Origin of the sequence: Ideonella sp. A 288, from assembly GCF_002198735.1 — a bacterium.
In the GTDB taxonomy this organism is placed as follows: domain Bacteria; phylum Pseudomonadota; class Gammaproteobacteria; order Burkholderiales; family Burkholderiaceae_C; genus Pseudaquabacterium.
On sequence record NZ_MWLO01000121.1, the window covers coordinates 1 to 16,874 of the forward strand.

Below are 16,874 nucleotides of genomic sequence, written 5' to 3' on the forward strand. Positions count from 1 at the left end.
GCGCTGTACCAGTACGACCACCTGGCGCGGCCGTCGCCACCAGGGCAAGGCCGATCGCGGCGAGCAGGTGGTGCAGTGTCATGACGGTCTCGTGCCGGGGCCCGTGGCGGGCCGGATGTCGATGTAGCGCCAGAAATCGCGCATGAAGGGGTGGCGGCGGTAGCCGAACACATGGGCCTGGGTCAGGTCCGTGAGGATGCGGTGGCTGTTCACCTTGTACGGCATGTAGGCCACGCCCAGCAACTTGGCCTCGCGCATCAGCGCATCGCGCCCGGGGCCGTCGGGCATCACCTGCAGGCGCCGGTACACGTCGTTGAAGGCCGGCAGGTCGAAGCGCGCATGGTTGGCCTGGCCCTTGTTCGGGCCGTACATCAGCTCGAGGAAGTAGCCCCCGTCGGGACTGGTGGCCACCCAGGCCACGCCCCAGATCATCAGCTTGCCGGCACGGCTGGCCTTGAGCTGCTCGGGCCACTTGGCGATCTTGAACTCGATGCGCACGTTGATGGACGCCATGGCCTTGCGCCACAGCTCCTGCAGCTGCTTGGACAGCTGGTCGGGCTGGCTTGAATATTCGAGCACCAGCGGCGACCCGTCGGGCAGGTCGCGCAGACCGTCGCCGTCCTGGTCGGTGTAGCCGTACAGGTCGAGCAGGGCCTTGGCGCGGGCCACGCTGTGCTCGCTCATCTCGGTCTTCAGCGCGGGGTCGTGGCCGGTGAGCAGCGGCGGGATCACCGCCTGCGCCTGCACCGCCTGGCCCTTGCGCACCTGGCGGATCTCGAGGCTGGAATCGTAGGCCAGCGCAAGGGCGCGGCGCAGCGCCACCTTGTCGGGCGTGTAGCCGCCGATCACCGGGTGCTCCATGCCGAAGTAGCTGAGCGTGGCATCGACGGCCGGCACGCGCACCATCTGCACGCCGCGCTTTTGCAGGTTCGGCGCGAGCCGGTCGTTGGGGATGGCCAGCGGCGCGAACTCGTTGGGCAGGCGCTCGAGCATGTCGTGCTCGCCGTTGAGGAAGGCCAGCCAGCGCGGCTGCGACTCCTCGACGATGCTCACCTCGACGCGGTCGATCATCGGCAGGCGCCGGCCCTTCAATGCGGCGGCGATGGCCTGCGCGCCGGGGTCGTCGGCCGGGGGCTGCGCGTCGTAGTACACCTCGCGGTAGCCGGGGTTGCGCTCGAGCACGATCTTCGACGAGCGCTTCCAGGCGGCCAGCCGGAAGGGCCCGGTGCCCACCGGGTGTTCCATCGCGCGGCCGGGGTAGGCCTCGATCACCTCGCGGGCCACGGCGCCCATCACCGCGCCGTCGGCGAGCACGTAGTGGAAGCGCGGCGACGGCTCGGCCAGACGCACCTGGAAGGTGTAGCGGTCGAGTGCGCGCAGGCCGTCGACCTCGGCGTCGTAGTCGAAGGGCTGCTTGCTGTCGAGCGCGCGCTGGCGCACCTCGGACAGGCCCAGCACCTTGGCGTTCTCGAGCTGGTACAGGCTGGGGCTCTTGTGCTGCGGGTCGTAGTGCCGCTTGAACGAGTAGACGTAGTCCTGCGCCACCAGCTCGCGCCGCCGGCCCTTGAAGGCCGGGTCGTCGGCAAAGTAGATGCCGGGCTGCAGGCGGAAGGTGAAGGTCTTGAAGTCGTCGCTGACTTCGGGCATCGCGGCGGCCGTCTGCGGCACCACGCGCGCCGGCCGGGCCAGCGCGTCGTAGGTGAGCGGCGCCTCGAACAGGTTGGCCGCGATGACGCGCGAATAAGTGTCCGAGATCTGCGCCGGGTCGAGGCCGGTCTCGGCGATCGGGAAGGCATAGCGCAGCACCTTGGCCCCCGCGGTCGTGGGGGTCGTGGCTGGAACCTGCGCCGGTGCGGCCGCCGCTGCGGGCGCCTGCGCCAGGCCCGGCAGGGCGCTCGCCAGCAGCCCACTCGTGACGAGTGCCAGCAGGGTTCTTCGGATCATGGGGTGGCCTTTCAGCCTCTCGCGCCGCGGCCGTCGGCAGGGGTGGCGCCGCAGGCGACGGCAAAGCGTCGGAAAGCGGCGAGTCTAGCGGCGCGGCGCGGCCCGGCGGCTCGCCATTTCCCCGCACACCGAGGGGGTGGAACCCCATCCCGACGCAGGGCAAATGCGCATCGGGCTGCGAGGGCCGCTCCCCTACACTCGCCCATCTCGAAAAACAGGGGTCTGTCGTCACGAGCGACGCCCCGCCTGGAGCGACGTTCGATGGTGGCCTACCTGATCCGGCGCCTGTGGCAGATGATCCCGACCCTGGCCGGGGTGGTGCTGCTGGTGTTCCTGCTGTTCAAGCTGTTCGGCGGCGACCCGGCCGAAATCCTGGGCGGCCTGAACGCCACCGCCGAGCAGGTGGACGCCATCCGCCAGCAGCTCGGCCTGAACGAGCCGCTGTGGGTGCAGCTCTGGATCTTCGTCAAAGGCATCCTGACCTTCGACTGGGGCAAGAGCTGGGCCACGCAAGAGTCGGTGGGCAACCTGTTCGCCACCCGCCTGCCCGCCACGCTGACGGTGATGGTGCCCATCCTCATCCTCGACGTGCTGCTGGCCCTGCCCTTCGCGATGTGGGTGGCCTACAAGCGAGGCTCGCTCACCGACCGCAGCATCATGGTCATCACCACCGTGGCGCTGTCGATCAGCTTCCTGGTCTACGTCATCGTCGGCCAGTACGTGTTCGGCTTCCAGCTGGGCTGGTTCCCGGTGCAGGGCTGGGGCGACAGCCTGTGGACCAACCTCGTCACCTACGTGCCGCTGCCGGTGCTGCTGGCGGTGATGGTGGGGCTGGCGCCGCAGACGCGGCTGTACCGCAGCTTCTTCCTCGACGAGCTGGGCCAGGACTACGTGCGCACCGCGCGCGCCAAGGGCATGACCGAGGGCACGGTGCTGTTCAAGCACGTGCTGCGCAACGCGATGATCCCGATCCTCACGAACATCAGCCTGCAGTTGCCCGGCGTATTCGTCGGCTCGTTCCTGATCGAGACCTTCTTCTCCATCCCCGGCCTCGGCCGCGAGGTGCTGCTGGCGGTCAACCGCAGTGACTACCCCGTGATCCAGGCCGTCACCGTGTACCTGGCCGTGCTGAGCATGTCGATCAACCTCATCACCGACCTGCTGTTCAAGCTGGTCGATCCACGGGTCGTCCTGAAATGAGCGCCATCCTCCAACCCGGCACGGCGGCACCCGTGGTGCTGGAGCGCTCCGAAGGCGTGTGGCACGCCGCCTGGCGGCGCTTCAAGACCGACCGCGTGGGCGTGGTGTCGCTGGTCATCGTGCTGGCCTTCCTGGCGTTGATCGCGCTGGCAGCGCTGGGCCTGGTGGCCGGCGGCTGGCAGAAGGAAGTGGGCGTGCCCAACGCACCGCCCACCTTCATGGGCCCGGCCAAGGAAGCCGCGGCCGCGGTGATCGAGGCGCCCAAGGGCCCCAACGTCGACCTGTCGGCGATCGACCCGCTGGCGCCGCGCTACGTCGAGTGGGCCGAGCGCGCCAAGCTGCTGGGCACCACCGAGACGGCCAAGGCGGCCACGCTGCCGTTCGGCGGCGACAGGCTGGGCCGCGACGTGCTGAGCAAGGCCATCAAGGGCACCGAGATCTCGGTGTTCGTGGGCGTGATGGCCGCCCTGGTGGCCACGCTGATCGGCACGCTGCTGGGGGCGGCCGGCGGCTTCTTCGGCGGCAAGGTGGGCGACCTGCTGGAATGGCTGTACAACGTCTTCGAAGCCATCCCCGGCATCCTGCTGATCTTCGCCTTCGCGGCGGTGTTCGGCCGCGGCATCGGCACCGTGGTGCTGATCCTCGGCCTCACCGGCTGGACCGGCCTGTACCGCCAGGTGCGCGCCGAGTTCATGAAGCACCGCAGCCGCGAGTACGTGCGCTCGGCCGAGGCCATCGGCGCGTCGATCGGCTCGCGCATGTTCCGCCACATCCTGCCCAACATCAGCCACGTCGTGCTGGTGCGCATGTCCCTGCTGGTGGTGGGCTTCATCAAGGCCGAGGTGATCCTGTCGTACCTGGGCCTGGGCGTGTCGATCGACCAGGTCAGCTGGGGCACCATGCTGTCGGAGGCACAGTCCGAGCTGATCCTGGGCCACTGGTGGCAGCTGGTGGCGGCCACCGGCTTCATGTGCGTCTTCGTCACCGCCTTCTCGCTGATGGCCGATGCGCTGCGCGACGCGCTCGACCCCAAGCTCCGCGGCCTCGAATAGGACACCCTCATGCTGCTGTCGATCCAGGACCTGAACGTCCGCTTCCGCATGGGCAAGTCGGGCGGCGTAGCGCAGTACGCGCACGCGGTGGGCCGCGACGGCGCGGGCGTCAGCTTCGATATCCCCGAGAACAGCACCGTGGCGCTGGTGGGCGAGTCGGGCTCGGGCAAGAGCGTCACCGCGATGTCCATCCTCAACCTGCTGCCCGACAACGCCGAGCGCAGCGGCCGCATCCTGTGGCAGGGCCGCGACCTGCTGCAGGCGCCGCTGTCCGAGCTGCAGGCGCTGCGCGGCCGCGAGATCGCCTGTGTCTTCCAGGACCCGATGACCTCGCTGAACCCGGTGTTCACCATCGGCGCGCAGCTGGTCGAGCCGCTGCGCCGCCACCTGGGTCTGGCCGGTCGCGCGGCGATGGACAAGGCCGAGGCGCTGCTGCACGAGGTGGGCATCCCCGAGCCCAAGCGCCGCCTGGGCGCCTACCCCTTCGAGCTGTCGGGCGGCCAGCAGCAGCGCGTGATGATCGCGATGGCCCTGGCCTGCGAGCCCAAGCTCTTGATCGCCGACGAGCCCACCACCGCACTGGACGTGACCATCCAGCGCCAGGTGCTCGAGCTGATCGCGGGGCTGAAAGAAAAGCACCGCATGAGCGTGCTGTTCATCAGCCACGACCTCGGCGTGGTGGGCGAGATCGCCGACCAGGTGGTGGTGATGCGCCACGGCCAGGTGCGCGAGCAGGGCCCGGTGGCGCGCATCTTCTCGGCGCCGCAAGATGATTACACCCGCGCGCTGCTGGCCTGCCGCCCCAGCCTGACCGGCAACCCGGCGCGTCTGATGGTGATCGACGACCACATCGCCGCGCAGACTGCCGTGCGCAACGGCACCGCGGCCGCCACGGTGCGCCAGGCGCAGGCCAAGGACGCCAGCGCGCCGGTGGTGCTCGAGGTGCGCTCGCTGGCCAAGAGCTTCTGGCTGCCCAAGGGCCTGTTCGGCAAGCGCGAGTTCAAGGCGGTGCAGAACGTCAACTTCCAGCTGCGGCGCGGCCACACGCTGGGCGTGGTGGGCGAATCGGGCTCGGGCAAGACGACGATGGGCCTGACGCTGCTGCGCCTGCACGAGCCCACCGGCGGCGAGGTCATCTTCGACGGCCGCAACCTGCTCACGCTGACCGACCGCGAGCGCCAGGCCATGCGCCGGCGCATCCAGATCGTCTTCCAGAACCCCTATGCCAGCCTGAACCCGCGCTTCACCATCGGCCAGACACTGGTCGAGCCGATGGTCATCCACGGCATCGGCAAAGACCTGGCCGAGCGCGAGCAGCGCGCCCGCGTGCTGCTGGGCAAGGTGGGGCTGGACGACCGCGCCTTCGGCAGGTACCCGCACGAGTTTTCGGGCGGCCAGCGCCAGCGCATCGCCATCGCCCGCGCGCTGACGCTCGACCCCGAGGTGCTGGTGCTCGACGAGGCGGTGAGCGCGCTCGACGTGTCGGTGCAGGCCCAGGTACTCAACCTGCTGAAAGACCTGCAGGACGAGCTCGGCCTGAGCTACGTCTTCATCAGCCACGACCTGGCGGTGGTGCGCTTCATCAGCGACGAGGTGCTGGTGATGAAGGACGGCGTGGTGGTCGAGCAGGCCAGCGCCGAGCAGATCCTGGCCGCGCCGCGCGAGGACTACACCCGCCGCCTGCTCAGCGCCGTGCCGCGCGGCTGGCAGCCGGCGGCCTGATCCCGCGCAGCCGCGGCGCCCCGGGCCCGCGGCACACTGCGTCGACAACACAAGGAGACCCGACATGAGCTTCACACGCCGCCAGATCGCACTCGTTGCCCTGCTGACCGTGCCCTTCTGTGCTGCCGCGCAAGCGACGTGGCCGACCAAGGCAGTGCGCATCGTCGTGCCCTTCGCGGCCGGCGGCACCACCGACATCCTGGCCCGGGCGATGGCGCCCGAGTTGCAGAAGGCCTTCGGCCAGCCCTTCGTCGTCGACAACAAGCCCGGCGCGGGTGGCAACACCGCCGGTGCCGAAGTGGCCAAGTCGCCCGCCGACGGCTACACGATGCTGATGGGCACGGTGGGCACCCACGCCATCAACCCTGCGCTGTACCCCAAGATGCCCTACGACCACGTGAAGGACTTCGTGCCCGTCACCCTGGTGGCCGGCGTGCCCAACGTGCTGGTGGTGAACCCGGCGATGGCGCAGAAGTACGGCATCAACTCGGTGGCCGATTTCGTCAAGGCCGCCAAGGCCAACCCGGGCAAGTTCAACATGGCCAGCTCGGGCAACGGCACCTCCATCCACCTGTCGGGCGAGCTGTTCAAGAGCATGACCGGCACCTTCATGCTGCACATCCCCTACCGCGGATCGGGCCCGGCGCTGATCGACCTGATGGGCGGCAGCATGGACGTGATGTTCGACAACCTGCCCTCGGCGCTGCCGCACATCAAGAGCGGCAAGCTCAAGGCGCTGGCCGTGACCAGCGCCAAGCGCTCGGCCGCGCTGCCCGACGTGCCGACCATCGAGGAGGCCGGCGGCCCGGCGCTGAAGGGCTACGAGGCCAGCTCGTGGTTCGGCCTGGTGGCCCCGGCCGGCACGCCGATGGACGCGGTCAACCGCGTGCAGCAGGAAACCGCCAAGGCGCTGGGCAGCGCCGCGCTGAAGGAACGGCTGCAGGCGCAGGGCGCCATCCCCAGCGGCATCACCAGCGCCGAGTTCGCCAAGTTCATCGCCGACGAGACCGCCAAGTGGGCCAAGGTGGTGAAGGCCTCGGGCGCCAAGGTCGATTGAGCCGGGCCCGGCGCCCGGCCTAGAAGAGCCCCGGCAGGAAGCGCCGGGTGCGCGCGCGGTAGCCTGCGTAACCCGGATGTGCAGCGGCCATCCAGCGCTCTTCCAGCAGGGCCTTGGTGCCCAGCACCGCGGCCAGCGCCAGCGCGGCCCCTGCGGACCACGCCGACGGCGCGGCCCCCACGCAGGCCGCCGCCAGCGCGCCCACGCTGGTGTACATCGGGTGGCGGATCCAGCGGTACGGGCCCTGGTCGACCAGCTGCCCGCCGGCCCGCGGCGTGGGGCGGATGTTGAAGTTGCCCGGCCGGTTGGCCGCCAGCGCCCAGGCGCCGACGGCCGCGCCCGCCGCGGCCAGCCACCATGCGCCGGACGGTGCCCGCCCGCCCAGGATGGCCGGTGCCGCCAGCAGCGCCAGCCCACCGATCAGTGCGAACTGCAGCACCACCAGCGTGCGGCCCAGGCCCTCGTTCGGGGCCGGGTGCTGCGGCTCTTGCGGGCCAGGATCGGACGCCACGGCCTGCCCCGTCAACGCCGCCGCGCCACCAGGCCGATCAGCGCCGAGCGGCCCAGGTGGCCGCTGCCTTCGGCCACGTCGGCCTCGTACTCGCGCAGCGTGACGATGTCGAGGTCGGCGAAAGCCTCGCGCAGCATCGGCTCGGTGTAAAGGTGCGAGGCCACCGGCGGCCCGCCGGTGCGGTAGTCCAGCTGCTTGGGCGTGTAGCCCTGCAGCACCAGCGTGCCGCCGGGCTTCAGGCTGCGCACGATGGCTGCGAACAGCCGCGCGCGCAGCGCCGGGTCGGCAAACTGCACGAAGATCGCTGCCACGCCGTCGAGGGCGGCCACGGGCCAGTCGTAGGCGTCGCAGTCGGCCACGGTGAAGTTCACGGCCACCCCCTGCTGCGCCGCCAGATTCCGGGCCTTGGCCACGCCCACGTCGGCGATGTCGAAGGCGTCGACCACCAGGCCGCGGCCGGCCAGCCACACGCTGTTGCGGCCCTCGCCGTCGGCCACGCACAGCACGCGGTCGCCGGGCGCCCAGACGCCGGCGTGCTCGCGCAGCCAGGCGTTGGGCTCGGTGCCGAACAGGTAGCCGTCTTCGGCGAAGCGGCGGTTCCAGGTGCCGGCGGGGTCGGCGAAGGGTGAGGCGGGGGCGGTGGTCATGGCGTCCGGTGGCATTAGGTAGGGCGGCAGCGGGCCGCGGGCGGCTTCACGAGCTGGTGACGAAATGCAGGGCCAGCGCCAGTGCGACGGCCCCGAGCACGAAGTTGAGCCAGACGCCGAAGTTCGTCCAGTAGCCGCGCGGGATCTCCTGCTCGCCCAGGCCACGCACCACGGTGCGGAACTGCAGCGCCGAGATCACCGCCACCGCAGCCCCCATCAGCAGCAGGCCCACGCCCAGCCACAGCGAGAAGCCCCGCTGCGACGGCGACAGCGGCTGGTTGCCGACCATGCGCAGGAACAGGCCGAAGCGCTCGACGACGAAGCCGAAGCCCATCAGCGCCAGCGCCGTGCGCTGCCAGGCCAGCAGCGTGCGCTCGGCCGCGAACAGCACGCGGGGGTCGTCTAGGTAGGACATGCGGGGCCTGCCTTTCGGTGGGCTGCGGATCGGCCTAAAATATAAGCCACTGGCGATATTTTAGCCGGGCCAGCCGTCCTCCCGGGGACATGGCCCCACCGGCATCGCCCCTTGTGACCTGCCCTTTCGAATCGAGCCGACCTTGGACCACGCCCACACGCCCCTCCGCCCCTGCCCTTCACCGTGCGTGTCGCCCGATCGTGCGCGGCGCGCCGCCCTCGGCACGCTGGCCGTGCTGGTGCTGACCGCCGCCGGCCCGCTGCACGCCGCCGACGCCGATGCGGTGAGCCTGGACGAAGCGCGCGCGCAGCATGAATCGAAGCGCGCCATCCTGATCGACATCCGCGAGCCCGAAGAACACGCCACCGGCGTGGCCGCGGGCGCCAAGCTGCTGCCGATGCGCCAGCTGGGCCGCCGCGTCAGCGAGATCCCCACCGACCCCAGCCGCCCGGTGCTGCTGATCTGCAACACGCAGAACCGCAGCAGCGCCACGCTGCGGGCGCTGCGCGAACGCGGCTACGGCCACGTGCGCTTCGTGCAAGGCGGCATGAGCGAGTGGGCGCGGCGCGGCTGGCCGATGGTCAAGCCGGGCGGCTGAAGGCACACGCGCCGACCGGCGCGGCGGACGGGTCCCGGCGCCAGGTCGGGGGCACGGCAAACCGTCCAGCGCACGGGTTTCCCCGCGGGTCTGTACAGTCGGCGCCGTGAGCCGCCTCGCTGCACCCCTGCGCGAGCGTCGGCGTGACAGCCCGACGAAGGGGCACGCAGGCGGATCGAGCGTGCCCGCGTGCCGCCGGGCGCACGACCTCGGCCACCCGTCTCGAAAGGTTCCTGGCATGTCTTTGTGGTCGAGGGCCCGCGTGGGCTCGATGTGGGGCGCTGGTGTCGCCCCAGCGGCGCTGGTCGCCGCGGTGTCGGTGGTCTTGCTGGGCGCCTGTGGCAAGGGCGGCAACGCGCCGGCGGCGCCGCCGGCCGCGCCACCGCCGCCCGAGGTGGGCGTGGTCACGGTGGCGCCTGCCGAGGTGGGCCTGTTCACCGAGCTGCCCGGGCGCACCGAGGCCTCGCGCGTGGCGCAGGTGCGGGCGCGCGCCGCCGGCATCCTGCTTCAGCGCAGCTTCCGCGAAGGCAGCGACGTGAAGGCCGGCCAGGTGCTGTTCCAGATCGACTCGGCGCCCTACCGGGCCACGCTGGCCAGCGCCCAGGCGTCGCTCGCCCGGGCCGAGGCCAACCTGGTGGCGGCCAAGGCCCAGGCCACGCGCTACCAACCACTGGCCGAGGCCCAGGCCATCAGCCAGCAGGAACTCGTCAGCGCCGTGGCCCTGCAAAAGCAGGCCGAGGCCGACGTGGCCGCCGGCAAGGCCGCGGTGCAGACGGCGCAGATCAACCTGGGCTTCGCCACCGTCACCGCACCGATCTCGGGCCGCATCGGCCGTGCGCTGGTCACCGAGGGTGCGCTGGTGGGCCAAGGCGAGGCCACGCCGCTGGCGCTGGTGCAGCAGGTCGACCCGATGTTCGTCAACATCAGCCAGCCGGTGGGCGACGTGCTGCGCCTGCGCGCGGCCATCGCCGACGGCCGGCTCAAGAGCGCCGGCGGGCCGGCCTCGGCCGCGGTGCGCCTGGTGCTGGAGGACGGCAGCACCTACCCGCAGCCCGGCAAGCTGCTGTTCTCCGACCTGTCGGTCGACCCGGGCTCGGGCCAGATCGTGCTGCGCGCCGAGGTGCCCAACCCCAAGGGCATGCTGCTGCCGGGCATGTACGTGCGCGCCCGGCTCGAGCTGGCCACCGTCGGCGGCGGCATGCTGGTGCCGCAGCAGGCGCTGCAGCGCTCGTCGCAGGGCGACAGCGTGATGGTGGTGGGCGCGGACGGCAAGGTCGCCCCGCGCCAGGTGAAGGTGGGCGCCGGCAAGGACGGCCAGTGGGTCGTGACCGACGGCCTGAAGCCCGGCGAGCAGGTGATGGTGGACGGCTTCCAGAAGCTGCGCGGCCCGTCGCCGGTGAAGCCGGTGCCGTGGTCGCCGCCCGGCGCACGGCCCGCCTCGGCCCCGGCCTCGTCACCAGGGACGGCGGTGGCCACGGCGGCCACCGCCGCCTCGGCGGCCTCGCGCTGAGGGCCCCGGCATGGCCCAGTTCTTCATCGACCGCCCCATCTTCGCGTGGGTGATCGCGCTGTTCATCCTGGTGCTGGGCGGCGTGGCCATCACGCAGCTGCCGGTGGCCCAGTACCCGTCGGTGGCGCCGCCGTCGATCATCGTCTCGGCGGCCTACCCCGGCGCATCGGCGCAAACACTCGAAGACAGCGTGCTCAGCGTCATCGAGCGCGAGATGAACGGCTCGCCGGGCCTGATCTACGTGGAATCGGTGGCCCAGGCCGACGGCTCGGGCTCGATCACGCTGAGCTTCCAGCCCGGCACCAACCCCGACCTGGCCCAGGTGGACGTGCAGAACCGCCTGAGCCGCGCCACGCCGCGGCTGCCGCAGGCGGTGGCGCAGCAGGGCGTGCGGGTGGACAAGGCGCGCAGCAACTTCCTGCTGTTCACCATCCTGTCGTCCGACCGGCCCGAGTTCGACCCGGTGGCGCTGGGCGACTACGCCGCGCGCAACGTGCTGCCAGAGTTGCAGCGCGTGCCCGGCGTTGGCCAGGCGCAGCTCTTCGGCACCGAGCGCGCCATGCGCATCTGGATCGACCCGGCCAAGCTGGTGGGCTACCGGCTGTCGTCGGCCGACGTCACCGCGGCCATCGCGTCGCAGAACGCGCAGGTGGCCTCGGGCACGATCGGTGATCTGCCCAACCTGCCGGGCCAGTCGATCTTCGCCACGGTGGTGGTGCGCGGCCAGCTCACCTCGGCCGCGCAGTTCGGCGAGGTGGTGCTGCGCGCCAACCCCGACGGCTCCACCGTGCGCCTGAAGGACGTGGCCCGCGTCGAGCTGGGCGCGCAGTCGTACAGCCCGCAGGCGCGGCTGAATGGCCAGCCCTCCACCGGCATCGGCGTGCAGCTCTCGCCCACCGGCAACGCGCTGGCCACGGCCAAGGCCATCAAGGTGCGGCTGGACGAGCTGTCGCGCTACTTCCCGCCGGGCGTCAAGGCCACCATCCCCTACGACAGCTCGAAGTTCGTCGAGATCTCGATCCGCCAGGTGGTGGTGACGCTGCTCGAGGCGGTGCTGCTGGTGTTCCTGGTGATGTACCTGTTCCTGCAGGACATCCGCTACACGCTGATCCCGACGCTGGTGGTGCCGATCGCGCTGATGGGCACCTTCGCCGTGCTGCTGGCGATGGGCTTCTCGATCAACGTGCTCACCATGTTCGGCATGGTGCTGGTGATCGGCATCGTCGTCGACGACGCCATCGTGGTGGTCGAGAACGTCGAGCGCATCATGAGCAGCGAGGGCCTGTCGCCGCTGGCGGCCACGCGCAAGGCCATGGGCCAGATCTCGGGCGCCATCATCGGCGTCACCGTGGTGCTGGTGTCGGTGTTCGTGCCGCTGGCCTTCTTCGCCGGCTCGGTGGGCAACATCTACCGCCAGTTCTCTGTGGTGATGCTCAGCTCGATCCTGTTCTCGGCCTTCATGGCGCTGTCGCTGACGCCGGCGCTGTGCGCCACGCTGCTCAAGCCCGTGGAGGCCGGCCACCACCATGCCAAGGCCGGCTTCTTCGGGTGGTTCAACCGCGGCTTCACCCGCACGGCCAAGGGCTACGAGGGCTGGGTGGCGGCGCTGCTCAAGCGCACCGGGCGCTTCGTCGTGCTGTACGGCGTCATCATCGCCGCGGTGGTGCTGATGCTGCAGCGCCTGCCCACGTCCTTCCTGCCCAACGAAGACCAGGGCAACATGCTCGTCAACGTGCAGTTGCCACCCGGCGCCACCGTCAACCGCACGCGCGAGGTGATGACCAGCGTCGAGGGCTTCATCCTGAAGCAGCCCGAGGTGCAGAGCATGGTCAGCGTGCTCGGCTTCAGCTTCGCCGGCACCGGCCAGAACGCCGCGCTGGGCTTCATCACGCTGAAGGACTGGGACCTGCGCGAGGGCGCTGGCCAATCGGCGCAGGCGCTGGTGGGCCGGGCCTTCGGCGCGCTGGCGGGCATCCGCGATGCCTTCATCTTCCCGGTGAGCCCGCCGCCCATCCCCGAACTGGGCCGCGCCAACGGCTTTGCGCTGCGCCTGCAGGACCGCGGCGGCAACGGCCACGATGCGCTGCTGGCCGCACGCAACCAGCTGCTGGGCATGGCCGCGCAGAGCAAGCTGCTGACGGCGGTGCGCCCCGACGGCCTGGAAGACGCGTCGCAACTGCAGCTGGACATCGACCGCGACAAGGCCGCCGCGCTGGGCGTGAGCTTCACCGCCATCAACGTGGCCATCTCCACCGCGCTGGGCTCGTCCTACGTCAACGACTTCCCGAACGCCGGCCGGGTGCAGCGCGTGGTGGTGCAGGCCGATGCGCCGGCGCGCATGCAGCCCGATGACCTGCTGCGGCTGAACGCGCTGAGCAGCGCGGGCCAGCCGGTGCCGCTGTCGGCCTTTGCGACGACGAAGTGGATCACCGGCCCGATGCAGACCGTGCGCTACAACGGCTACCCGACCATGCGCATCGCCGGCGAGCCGGCGCCCGGCACCAGCAGCGGCGCCGCGCTCGAGGAGATGGAACGGCTGGCCGCGCAGCTGCCGCCGGGCTTTGCCTACGAGTGGACCGGCCTGTCGCGCGAAGAGAAGCTGTCGGGCTCGACCGCGCTGATCCTGTTCGCGTTCTCGCTGCTGGCGGTGTTCCTGTGCCTGGCCGCACTGTACGAGAGCTGGTCGATCCCGTTCTCGGTGATCCTGGTGGTGCCGCTGGGGGTGCTCGGCGTCACCGTGGCCACGCACCTGCGCGGCCTGGAGAACGACGTGTACTTCAAGGTCGGCCTGATCACCATCATCGGCCTGTCGGCCAAGAACGCGGTGCTGATCATCGAGTTCGCGAAAGACCTGCAGGCGCAGGGCCGCAGCGCCATCGACGCGGTGCTCGAGGCCGCACACCTGCGCTTCCGGCCCATCCTGATGACCTCGATGGCCTTCATCCTGGGCGTGGTGCCGCTGGTGGTGTCTTCGGGCGCGGGCTCGGCCAGCCAGCACGCCATCGGCACCGGGGTGCTGGGCGGCATGCTGTCGGCGACCACGCTGTCGGTGTTCTTCGTGCCGCTGTTCTATGTGGTGGTGCGCCGCTTCTTCAAGGGCAGCGAACGGCAGCGCCGTCGCTTTGCGCACGAGGCCGAGCCGCCGCTGCCCGACATCTGGGCCACGCCGGCGTCGCCGCCGGGGGCGCCCCCCGCGCCGCCGGAGGGCCGGTCATGACGCGGCGCCTTGCCCACGCCGCCGGCGCCGCCAGCCTGGCGGCGCTGATGGTCGCCTGCAGCGTGCCGGCCACGCGGCACGAGGTGCCCGCGGCACCGGTGGCCGCCGCCTTCCCGATGGCGCCGGCCGGCGCCGCCGCCGGGCCGGTGGCCGCTGACCTGGCGTGGCAGCAGTTCTTTGCCGATGCCCGGCTGAAGCGCCTGATCGGGCTGGCGCTGGACGGCAACCGCGACCTGCGCCTGGCCGTGCTGGCCATCGAGCAGGCCCGCGCCCAACTCGCCGTCCGGCAAGCCGACGCCTGGCCCACGGTGAACGCCGGGCTGGCCGCGTCGCGCACGCCGCGCACCGACGGCACCATCGCCAGCGCCTACACCGCGGGCGTGCAGGTCACCGCCTACGAGGTCGACCTGTTCGGCCGCGTGCGCAGCCTGTCGGACGTGGCCGCGGCCCAGCTGCTGGCCACCGAGGAGGCGCGCCGGGCCGTGCACATCGGCCTGGTGGCCACCGTGGCCAATGCCTACCTCGCGATGCAGGCGGACGACGAGCTGCTGCGCGTGACGCGGCAGACGCTGGACACGCGCACCGAATCGCTGCGGCTCATCAAGCTGCGCTTCGACAACGGCGCCAGCTCGCAGCTGGACCTGCGGCAGGCCGAATCGCTGCAGGAAGCGGCGCGCGCCGCGCTGGCGCAGGGCACGCGGCAACGCGCGCTGGACGAGAACGCGCTGGTGCTGCTGCTGGGCCAGCCGCTGCCGGCCGACCTGCCGCCGGGGCTGCCCGTGACCGCGCAGGCGCTGCCCGAGCTGCCGGTGGGCGTGCCGTCCGAGGTGCTGACGCGCCGGCCCGACGTGCGCCAGGCCGAGCAGCAGCTGATCGCGGCCGACGCCAACATCGGCGCCGCGCGGGCGGCCTTCTTCCCGCGCATCACCCTCACCGGCAGCCTGGGGCTGGCCAGCGGCGAGCTCTCCGGCCTGTTCCAGGGCGGCAACCTGGCCTGGAGCTTCGCGCCGCAGTTGCTGCAGCCCCTGTTCGATGCCGGCCGCAACCGAGCCGGGCTGAAGCTGGCCGAGGTGGCCCGCGAGCAGGCCGTGGCGCAGTACGAGCGCGCCATCCAGTCGGCCTTCCGCGAGGTGGCCGATGCGCTGGCCGGCCGGGCCACGCTGGGCGACCAGCTCAGCGCGCAGCAGGCCCAGGTGGCCGCCGAACAGGACCGGGTGCGCCTGGCCGACCTGCGCTACCGCAACGGCGCCAGCAGCTTCCTCGACCTGCTCGATGCGCAGCGCTCGCTGTTCGCCGCCCAGCAGGCGCTGGTGCAGGTGCAGGCCCAGAAGGCGCAGAACGGCGTGACGCTGTACCGGGTGCTGGGGGGCGGCTGGGCGGCCGCGCAGTGAGGGGCGGCGTCGCGCGCCGTGCGCGTATCCTTCGCGGCAGACGGCCACCAAACCCACCATGACCCTGCCCGCCGCGCTGCCCGGCGAACGCTTCGACTTCACCCACCCCTCGGCCGGCCGCATCGGCCTGTATGCCGCGGGTGAGGGGGCCGGCCCGCCGCTGCTGCTGGTGCACAGCGTCAACGCCGCGGCGGCCGCGTCCGAGGTGCGCCCGCTGTTTGAGCACTACCGCGCCAGCCGCCGCGTGTTCGCGATCGACCTGCCGGGCTACGGCTCTTCCGACCGCAGCGACCGCGACTACACGCCGCGGCTGATGGTGGACGCGCTGCACGGCGCGGTGGCGCAGATCCGCGCACGCTGCGGCCCGGTGCCGGTGGATGCGCTGGCGGTGTCGCTGGGCTGCGAGTTCCTGGCACGCGCCGCGATGGAGGCGCCGGGCGCCTTCCGCAGCCTGGCCCTGGTCAGCCCCACCGACCTGCGCGGCGGACAGGCCGGCCGCGGCGCGCCGGGCAGCACCCGCGCCATGCCCTGGCTGCGCGCCGCGCTGCGCGGTCCGGGCACAGGCTGGGGTGGCGGGCTGTTCCGCACCCTCACCCGGCCCGGCGTGATCCGCCACTTCCTGCGCAAGACCTGGGGCGGCCGCGACATCGACGACACGATGTGGGCCTATGCCGTGCGCACCGCGCAGGAGCCCGGCGCCGAGCACGCACCGCTGTGCTTCCTGTCGGGCGGCCTGTTCAGTGCCGACATCCATGCGGTGTACGAGGCGCTGACGGTGCCGGTGTGGATGAGCCACGGCGTGCGCGGCGACTTCACCGACTACCGCGGCAAGGCTTTCCTGGCGCATCGGCCGAACTGGCGCTTCACGGTGTTCCAGACCGGGGCGCTGCCGTACTTCGAGGTGGGCGCCGAGTCCGACGCCGCCTACGACGCCTTCCTGGCGTCGGCCACCACGGCAGGTTGACCACGCCCGGTGGGGGGCAGGGCCATCGGCGAGGCGCAACGCCGTGCGCCCTCGCGCGCCAGGCCTGCGATACGGCACCCCGGCTTCGAGCTGCGGACACCTGCGATGCGACGCGGCCGAAGACCGCCGGGTGTCGTCGTCCGGCTCCCACCATTGCAGCAAGGGCGAATGCCTCCACGGCTGCCAGGGCCGCACGCCCGCGCAACCTCCCGGCATGAACGCCGAAGAATCCGCCAACGCCGATGCATGAACAGCGACGCCTGGCTTCAACGTCTTGTCGGAGATGGTCGTTCCTGACGGTTACGCTTTTTTAGCATGATATTGACGCGTCATGCTATAAAACATTGGCGCCGGGCATGCCGCCCGGTGCCCAACACTTTGAAAGGTATCCAATGAAGACTACTGAAGTGAACACACCGCCGGTGAACGCAGTCCCGCTGGAATCGAAGAGTGAGGCAGCCGGCTCCGAGCGCGGCCAGCAACTGGTCCCCGCGCTTGTGGGCATGTTCTTTCTGTTCAGTCTGTGACAGCACGGTGGCACGCTGCGGCGTGCACCGGCGCACGACATCAGGCGTCGCGGGGCTTCGGATGACACGCTGAGACCCTGTTCGCGGCGAGGGGCTCAGGGCTCCTCGCCCTCTCCCCG

At 71.3% G+C, this 16,874-nt stretch carries 14 protein-coding genes; 10 read left to right on the plus strand and 4 right to left on the minus strand.

The genetic code is table 11. The annotated features are described in order from the left end of the window. Window positions 1-78: 78 nt before the first annotated feature. Window positions 79-1,944, minus strand: a complete 1,866-nt coding sequence (locus tag EOINJALH_RS13385; RefSeq protein ID WP_088280865.1) for an ABC transporter substrate-binding protein — start codon at window positions 1,942-1,944, stop codon at window positions 79-81. Between the two features lie 261 nt (window positions 1,945-2,205). Here EOINJALH_RS13385 and EOINJALH_RS13390 point away from each other — a divergent pair, with 261 nt between their 5' ends. The 4 genes from EOINJALH_RS13390 to EOINJALH_RS13405 all read left to right on the plus strand — a co-directional run bounded on the left by EOINJALH_RS13390 (window position 2,206) and on the right by EOINJALH_RS13405 (window position 6,975). Continuing rightward, window positions 2,206-3,144 carry an ABC transporter permease gene (locus EOINJALH_RS13390; protein WP_088280866.1) on the plus strand — a complete coding sequence of 313 codons (939 nt, stop codon included), beginning with the start codon at window positions 2,206-2,208 and terminating at the stop codon, window positions 3,142-3,144. Further along, on the plus strand, window positions 3,141-4,196 hold the full coding sequence (locus EOINJALH_RS13395) for an ABC transporter permease (protein WP_088280867.1): 1,056 nt from the start codon (window positions 3,141-3,143) through the stop codon (window positions 4,194-4,196). Before EOINJALH_RS13390 ends, EOINJALH_RS13395 begins: the two co-directional genes overlap by 4 nt. 9 nt (window positions 4,197-4,205) lie before the next feature. Beyond that, window positions 4,206-5,918: an ABC transporter ATP-binding protein gene (locus tag EOINJALH_RS13400; RefSeq protein ID WP_088280868.1), complete on the plus strand. Its 1,713-nt coding sequence runs from the start codon at window positions 4,206-4,208 to the stop codon at window positions 5,916-5,918. 64 nt (window positions 5,919-5,982) lie between these two features. Continuing rightward, entirely contained in the window at window positions 5,983-6,975 is a 993-nt protein-coding gene (locus tag EOINJALH_RS13405; RefSeq protein ID WP_088280869.1) for a tripartite tricarboxylate transporter substrate binding protein, read from the plus strand. 19 nt (window positions 6,976-6,994) lie between these two features. Here the strand turns inward: EOINJALH_RS13405 and EOINJALH_RS13410 are convergent, their stop codons facing one another. Genes EOINJALH_RS13410 through EOINJALH_RS13420 form a run of 3 tightly spaced genes read right to left on the minus strand, consistent with a single transcriptional unit; the run spans window position 6,995 to window position 8,548 of the window. Further along, window positions 6,995-7,486, minus strand: a complete 492-nt coding sequence (locus EOINJALH_RS13410; RefSeq protein WP_234413827.1) for an isoprenylcysteine carboxylmethyltransferase family protein — start codon at window positions 7,484-7,486, stop codon at window positions 6,995-6,997. An 11-nt stretch (window positions 7,487-7,497) separates the two neighbouring features. Further along, window positions 7,498-8,133, minus strand: coding sequence for a cyclopropane-fatty-acyl-phospholipid synthase family protein (locus EOINJALH_RS13415; RefSeq protein ID WP_088280870.1), 636 nt, complete (start codon window positions 8,131-8,133; stop codon window positions 7,498-7,500). Window positions 8,134-8,179: 46 nt separating this feature from the next. Further along, window positions 8,180-8,548, minus strand: a complete 369-nt coding sequence (locus EOINJALH_RS13420) for a YidH family protein (RefSeq protein ID WP_088280871.1) — start codon at window positions 8,546-8,548, stop codon at window positions 8,180-8,182. A gap of 187 nt (window positions 8,549-8,735) precedes the next feature. Between EOINJALH_RS13420 and EOINJALH_RS13425 the strand changes: the two genes are divergently transcribed. The 6 genes from EOINJALH_RS13425 (at window position 8,736) to EOINJALH_RS33165 (ending at window position 16,755) form a co-directional block, all read left to right on the plus strand. Further along, on the plus strand, window positions 8,736-9,146 hold the full coding sequence (locus tag EOINJALH_RS13425; protein WP_088280872.1) for a rhodanese-like domain-containing protein: 411 nt from the start codon (window positions 8,736-8,738) through the stop codon (window positions 9,144-9,146). Window positions 9,147-9,384: 238 nt separating this feature from the next. Then, entirely contained in the window at window positions 9,385-10,656 is a 1,272-nt protein-coding gene (locus EOINJALH_RS13430) for an efflux RND transporter periplasmic adaptor subunit (protein WP_404872760.1), read from the plus strand. A gap of 10 nt (window positions 10,657-10,666) precedes the next feature. Further along, the gene (locus EOINJALH_RS13435) at window positions 10,667-13,873 is read left to right on the plus strand and encodes an efflux RND transporter permease subunit (RefSeq protein ID WP_088280874.1); all 3,207 of its coding nucleotides are present in this window, start codon (window positions 10,667-10,669) and stop codon (window positions 13,871-13,873) included. Beyond that, window positions 13,870-15,264 carry an efflux transporter outer membrane subunit gene (locus tag EOINJALH_RS13440; protein WP_088280875.1) on the plus strand — a complete coding sequence of 465 codons (1,395 nt, stop codon included), beginning with the start codon at window positions 13,870-13,872 and terminating at the stop codon, window positions 15,262-15,264. Before EOINJALH_RS13435 ends, EOINJALH_RS13440 begins: the two co-directional genes overlap by 4 nt. Before the next feature lie 58 nt (window positions 15,265-15,322). Continuing rightward, entirely contained in the window at window positions 15,323-16,228 is a 906-nt protein-coding gene (locus tag EOINJALH_RS13445) for an alpha/beta fold hydrolase (RefSeq protein WP_088280876.1), read from the plus strand. A 392-nt stretch (window positions 16,229-16,620) separates the two neighbouring features. Continuing rightward, window positions 16,621-16,755, plus strand: coding sequence for a hypothetical protein (locus EOINJALH_RS33165; protein ID WP_255407121.1), 135 nt, complete (start codon window positions 16,621-16,623; stop codon window positions 16,753-16,755). The last annotated feature ends 119 nt before the right edge of the window (window positions 16,756-16,874 follow it).